We start from the raw sequence: 6605 nt of genomic DNA, 5'->3' as shown, positions 1-6605 counted from the left end.
TTGCCTCATTGTTCTCATTTTATGCATTGTTTAGCACAACATGTCTCCCATTTTTCGGGGCAGGCTCAATCTTGTTGTTGGCTGCGCTTAAACCATTTGTAGCCCAAATTAAAGTTACCAAAATGCTAATTATTCCTAGAGGTAGTTTCATAACAATTAATTGGTTGAGAATCGCATTCAGCTTGTGGAATGTTGAAAACGTAAACCGTTTATTGTATTTCATAAAGAATATTAACGGAGGGATCGAATAGACGATTCATGGTGGAAACTACTCGAAAAAATACCAGAGTTGGCAAAATGATACCCTCGTGAACAACCATCAACTGCATCAAAACTCTGGAAAGACGAGAAGGTATTATCCGAGAAACAAAGACAGGTACTCGAAGAAATCTTTCTCTTCTTAATTTGTTCGGATGGGCTGGCTGCTTCGGTATGCTCCCAAGCATTTTGAAAGAATATCTATTTGAATCTGATCGTTGCTTGAACGAGCCAATGTGAGACCTTGTTCAGCCTCTTTGATGGCTTTTTGAAACTCCCGAGTCTCGGCGTATGCAGCAGCGAGAACATTTCGAAAGTCAGGATCGCCGGGCACCAACTCAACCAGTCGTTTGGCCAACGCGACAGCCTCGGAGCCATTGCGATACTGATCTGCCTTGGCCGTGGCGAATATCCATGCCAGTTCACGCAAGCATTTAATGCTCGTTGGATCGCGTTGTAATCCCACTTGAAGCAACGCGATTGCATGTTGTTTCCTGCCAACGGCATCCAAGGTCAACCCAAGCATCGAATGACCCTCCAAAATATCTGGATCTTCCTGCAACTGTGTACCCAGAAACTGGATAGCTTCATGAATGCGTCCTTCTTGCGCCATGAGTTGGATATACCGTGACCTGGCGATGACGTAATCTGGATCGAGTTCAATGACTTTGCGATACTGCTCAATAGCGTTCTTCAAATCTTTTTTCTCTGTCAGTATTTCGGCATAAGCAAGGAATGCTTCTAATCTAGTTGCATCTGATTTTGTCCAGGTCTGAGCGGCTTTTAAGGAACCTGAAATATCGCCTCTCTCACGTAGGGTTTGAACAAGTGTTGATCTGGCCTCCACATGTTTTGGGTGCGCCGAAACCACCTTACTTAATTGCTCCAATGCATCTTGTTGTTTTCCTTGAGATTTCAAGATGAGTGCATGGACATATCGAATATCCGGATCCTCCGGATGATCATCCAGTAGGGACTCATTCATTTTAAATGCCTCTTCAAATCGTTTTTGGTCATACAACAATTTCACATAGGCATTACGCGTTTCGACAGCGAACGGATTGAGCTTACGAAGCGTCTGTAAACTTTCATTTGCTTCCTCAAAATCGCCCAAACCCGCTGTCACAATACTGTGGTGCATTAATGCCTCATGATTCTTTGGATAGTTTTCGAGGACCTCAGCTATTAAAGACTTGGAAGCTTCTGCTTCGCCCAACTCTACCAGTATCTGACTATAACGGAACTTCAATTCGAAGTCTTCTGGCTTTTTATCCACGGCATCCTTGTACAGCCTCGCACTTTCTTGCTTCGACTCATCGTCTAACCGTTCAAACAGTTTGCGTGTTTCACGTTTTCGAAGAAGCTGTCGCTTACTATGGTTCCATTGGTTCGTAAAGGGCGGCTTGTGAAGCAATTGTTCTGTTAGCTTCCTTGCAATCTGCGCCTGGTCCCAATCCGAAAAAGCTAACGATCTTGCAACGTCTAGTGTTTCTGGCGGTGCATTTTCTACTGACCCTAGTTCGTTAATGACAGCTTCTGCCAACCCAGTTGCCACCGTATGGTTCCCTGCGAATGAAAGATGAACATGATCATAGAACAAAGCATCACCTGGGATACCACCTACCGATAAATTCGATTTTGCTAGCCTCTGCTCTGAATCGATAAGTGTGACTTTGTCCCCATGCTCCCTAACCCGTTCTCGGATGAGTGAATTCAATTTGCTATCAGCTCGAAAGCGTAGTCCATCCCAATCTCTGGCATTTACATAAGCTGATCGCGCCTCCTCCAGTTTCCCGACTTCCAAAAGGCTCCGAGCTGAAAGATATTCGGTTTCAGCATGATTGGGTTTCTTTGAAGCAAAAGGCGGATTGTCGAATAGGTTTACAGCCACTGTGGATAGTAAAACCGGACAGTTTTCTTCTTCCGCGGCTTCGATCAGATCATCCAGATTCGAAGCGAAATGTTTATAAACGGTTTGAAGACGTTCATCGTCCGCATAAACGGTATTCCCTAAAAAAAACTCCATTCCCTTCCAGGATCCAGTCACAGATCTATGGTTGCCGGAAAGCCCAAGCAGCAACTGGTAGAGACGCATTGATTTGATCGAATCGCTAAATCGAAGCAGTGTCAGGTTTTTGCTGAAACCCGAAAAAACAGTTCCTGCTCCATGAGGACCCACCACTTCATTGTTACCGACATAGACAACCAGAAAATCGGGATCGTATTCAAGGCAGGCCTTTGCCACCGGTAAAACAACATGGGAATTAATCGCAGTAACAGCGGCATTGATGACTTCGATCTTTCGATTTGGATAAGCATGCTCCAACATCACCTTCAGCTGAGGCGCTATTCCAAATTCTTCCGCAGGAAACCCTTGTGCGGCAGAACCTCCCAGCACAAAAATCCTTAAGGCTCCTTCCTCCTTTTCGGCTTCAAATTGAACCGGCAACATCGGCCGTGCCATCGACCAGGGGAAATACTTGAAAGTGAATGGCCAGTTGCTTCTGACGATTCCCTTCTCCTCCACAAATACATCCGTATTATATCCGAATCCAACAACACGAAGGCCTGCTTCAATTGAAAGCAAGAGAAGTATGGGTACAACCAAGACGGTTATTACCTTAAATCCAAGTAAGCGGGAACGGTTCATTTCCTAATAAATAATCAAGATAACCTTCAAAAGAATAATATGAATCTTAAAAATCCCACTTCAAATAAATGAGGCCCCTGTGCAAACAGGGGCCTCAATTTCTAACTGGAAATAAAACCAACTACTACCCTAAAAACTGAAGGTGTTTGTTAAGAATACTTCCCTTGGTTGTGAGTTGCGAACAACGGCTATGTTGCCGTCCGGATTAATAACCACTGGAATAGGGGCATCATCGCCAAAGGCGTTCCTGACATTCAGCTGAATTTTCCAGTTCACCTTTCCATCCCAGATCGGTCTTTCGTAGCCGGCCCAGAGGTCGCCATTGAGCTGGTCGGGACCCAGGAAGGGATTGGCAAGATCAGGAATAACCTTGCCATCAGAATTCAATAGATTGGGATAGCCGATTGCGTTCTCGTCCTGCCAGCGGAGACCACCACCGATAGTGAATCCGGCTAGCGCTCCTTCAGTGAATGAATAGGAGGTCACCGCATTTACACGCCACTCGCGCATTTCTCTGGCCAGCTGGCCGTCCCGGGCGGCAATCGCTCCCAGGGGGGCGCCCACGATGGCGACAAAGCGAGACTCGAAAGACTGGCCTTCACCCAAGGTAGGTGAATCTGTCCACTTCCCGATCGGTGAAGACCGGATATTATTTAATATCTCACCCGATATCTCGCGAAAGGGCAAAGCAATGTTGGATAGCACCGATTCCTGCTGCGCCACATTCACGAACACCCGCCAATTATCGGTAAGGTTTGCGGTAAGGTCGATTTCGAAACCCTCGGAGACAAAGTCCTGGGTGGCCGACTCTCCGGGATTTGGATCGGAGTTAATTTCCCCGGTGGCGGGGTTTATGGTCAGATTACGAATCCCTTGAACTTCCGAAGGAAGCCAGGAAATGATCTCATTGTAAACATCCCCGAAACTTTGGAAACTGGGATTATTCAGATCACCACCCGTCGGTCCAAGCTCATCGATACCCTCTTGCACGGCAGCCTGAAAACCGGCCATGTCTCTGCCATGCAATTCGGCGGCCGTGTCCCAACGGCCTAAGAAACCTCCGATCCATCCAAAGAATCCTAAAGCGGTTCCACCGGATATGTTGGCGTTTGTTGCAGCGGTTTCATACCAGTTCAAGCGAGCAATGAGCTTATTCTGGGCGAAATTGAAAGTCACTCCGTATTCCTCTGTCGTTCCAGACGGTGCGCCAATCATATCTCCATAGGGCGTACGGCGAGTCGGACCAATCTGAAAGTTTTCCGATTCGCCATAGTGGGCGCTGATACCTACGTTAGGCCCGAGCCATTCGTCAGGCATGTGACCCACCAGACTCCAGGTGACGGTATCTCCGGAGCCCTCTGAATATTCATCATGAAGCCGGAAATATTCCGGGTTTATGGGAGCATTGTTTCCCCCGGCTAACCGCGGAGGAATTCCCAGCGCCAGCCCTTGAGCCTGGTTAATATTGGCCCAGGTCTTCTGACTGTCAGAGCGCAAACCAATAAGTCCCACCAGGTTGTCGTCCAGCCAACGGCTCTGCACACTGACCACTTCCGTGGTGATTTCGTTTCGACCGCGGCCACCGCCGAGGAGGACTTCTTCAATATAAACCTTTTTCGCATCCAGTTGCTGGGTATTCCGGTTCCAGTGAAGATGATCGTAGCCATCCCCGTAATTGGATTCGATTTCCATCGTATTCAGCTGCAACTGACCGGGATTGCTGAATTGGCGCGCATCCGGACCCAGGTAGACATCGTGGATCACGAAATAATTTATATGAGCGATGCCCGCGCTGGTATTAATGTAATCAGGATCACCCAAGTTAAAACCAACACCCTGCAATCGAGAGGCACTCTCCATGGTCAGGCGGTCGATCGTCTGCCGGTTGTAGAGTCCGGTAATGGTGTGTTTGCCCAGCCATTTCAACCAGCTGTCATCTCCAAACATTTTCTCAAAATCCACCTTGGCAAAACCGGTGGCGCGAACACTCTCACGATCCGATTCCCGAACCGACTGGCCTGGATAATTATCGGTCTTCATCATGGGTCGGCCCAGATTTGGATTGGGTTCTCCTGTAATCAGATACTCATTGATGTCGATGACCACGTCATTGTTATGGGTGTCACCGATAGTCTCCTCATCCGAAAATGGGATGTTGGCTTCCTGCCAAAAGTGCTGCTTGTCATATACGAATTCGAATCCCGCGTCCCCGTTCAGCAAAGGCTGTTCGATGACGAAGGTTTCGGTGTTGAATTCCTGATTTCGCCATTGGGTCAGACCCTGGATCATATGATTTTCATTGTCCCATACATTGGGGTCCAGAATGGACAAAGCGGCGAAATTGGGAACAAACTGGTCATTACGGTTCCCCATAAAAAGGGATCCCGTCTCGATATAATCCCACTGGTCCCTTATTACCGGATAGGGCAATCCATCGACGCCAATCGCATGGGTGGCCGGACCTTGCGCTACCGGGTTGCCCATCTCATCAACGGTTCCGGTGGCTCTAAACGCATCGCCATTGGTGGTCTGGAACTGATTCCCCCCGTAATTGACGTAGGTGATAGGGATGGGGGAATCGTAATTAAATTTGAGCCTTGCCCGGTGAGAACTGCGATCCGTCACCAATGGGGTATTCGTATTGTTGATGCCCAGGCGATTGTCCAAGGTCATTTTCGGCTGCCATGTGGTATACCCGAACTCAGGATGGTAGCGTGCTGCCTCGAGCCCGAGTTCGTTTAAAGCTACCCCGGGCTTCCCTGAACCTCCAAGATATCCTGGCATATATACCCCGGGAACGCGCTCCAAAGCAGCGATATCGGGTAGCTCAAAGAACATGCTGTATCCATCGTTAGGTGGAGTAAGGTGCGGCGGTGCGCCGCGAACGGATCCGAGCTCGAAATTGAATCGCAACTTCGTTTTACCCAACCATTCGCTATTTTCATTGGTAAAAAGTACCGCATCCAGGGCGCCAGCGACCCGCCGGTCCAGTTCGTAGGCCGGCCGCTGTTGATACTGGGTGTCCTTGTAGAGGCCCATCAAGCGGAGGGCCAGGCGATCATCAATCAGCACCTTGTGATAGTCAAAGGATTCACGGTGGCTGTCCCGCTCACCATAACGCATACTGAATTCACCAAAATCCTCTCCATCGACGTTGGCGCGTTTGGTGGTATTATTAATAATGCCTCCCGGAGAACCGATACCGAATAGCAGGGAATTGGCACCGCGGCTGACGGCAATACGTTCAGTGTTATAACTCTCAAAAGGAATATCAGTGAGGAAGAAATCCCGGGTAAGGGATGCCTCGGCCAAGCCGCGCACACGCTGGGCGCTCTGCGGATTGAGGCGTTGATTATCCTGTTCGAAGCGTCCGTTGTGGTTCTGGCCCGGACCTCCGGCGAAATTCCCCATCACACCGTGTGATTCCATGTTGGTCGCGTAAACGAGAATTTCCTCCATGTTGGTCGATCCGGTGTCCTCAAATAATTCTGCAGTGAGAACCTGAATCGCGGCTCCCACATCGCGCAGGGGAGTGTTCAGACGACTGCCAGCCAAGGTGCTGGTAGCCTGGTAACCGATCGAATCGGATTCTGATATCGTGAAGGGTGATAGCTCGATAATGTCATTATCGTCTTCGTTTTGCCCGCTTAATAATAGCGGGACAGTCAGCATGCAGCTGGCGGATAATAGTTGTTTG

General features: G+C 48.7%; 2 protein-coding genes. Both read right to left on the bottom strand.

Going from position 1 to position 6605, the window contains the following annotated elements; all coding sequences use genetic code 11:
• Positions 1-400 precede the first annotated feature (400 nt).
• The gene (locus O3C43_24395; GenBank protein ID MDA1069628.1) at positions 401-2908 is read right to left on the bottom strand and encodes a tetratricopeptide repeat protein; all 2508 of its coding nucleotides are present in this window, start codon (positions 2906-2908) and stop codon (positions 401-403) included.
• Between the two features lie 129 nt (positions 2909-3037).
• Positions 3038-6605, bottom strand: a 3568-nt coding sequence (locus O3C43_24390; GenBank protein MDA1069627.1) for a hypothetical protein, incomplete at its 5' end; no start/stop codon positions are given.

It is taken from the genome of Verrucomicrobiota bacterium (assembly GCA_027622555.1).
In the GTDB taxonomy this organism is placed as follows: Bacteria; Verrucomicrobiota; Verrucomicrobiia; order Opitutales; family UBA2995; genus UBA2995.
This window is presented reverse-complemented; position numbering and strand designations above follow the sequence as displayed.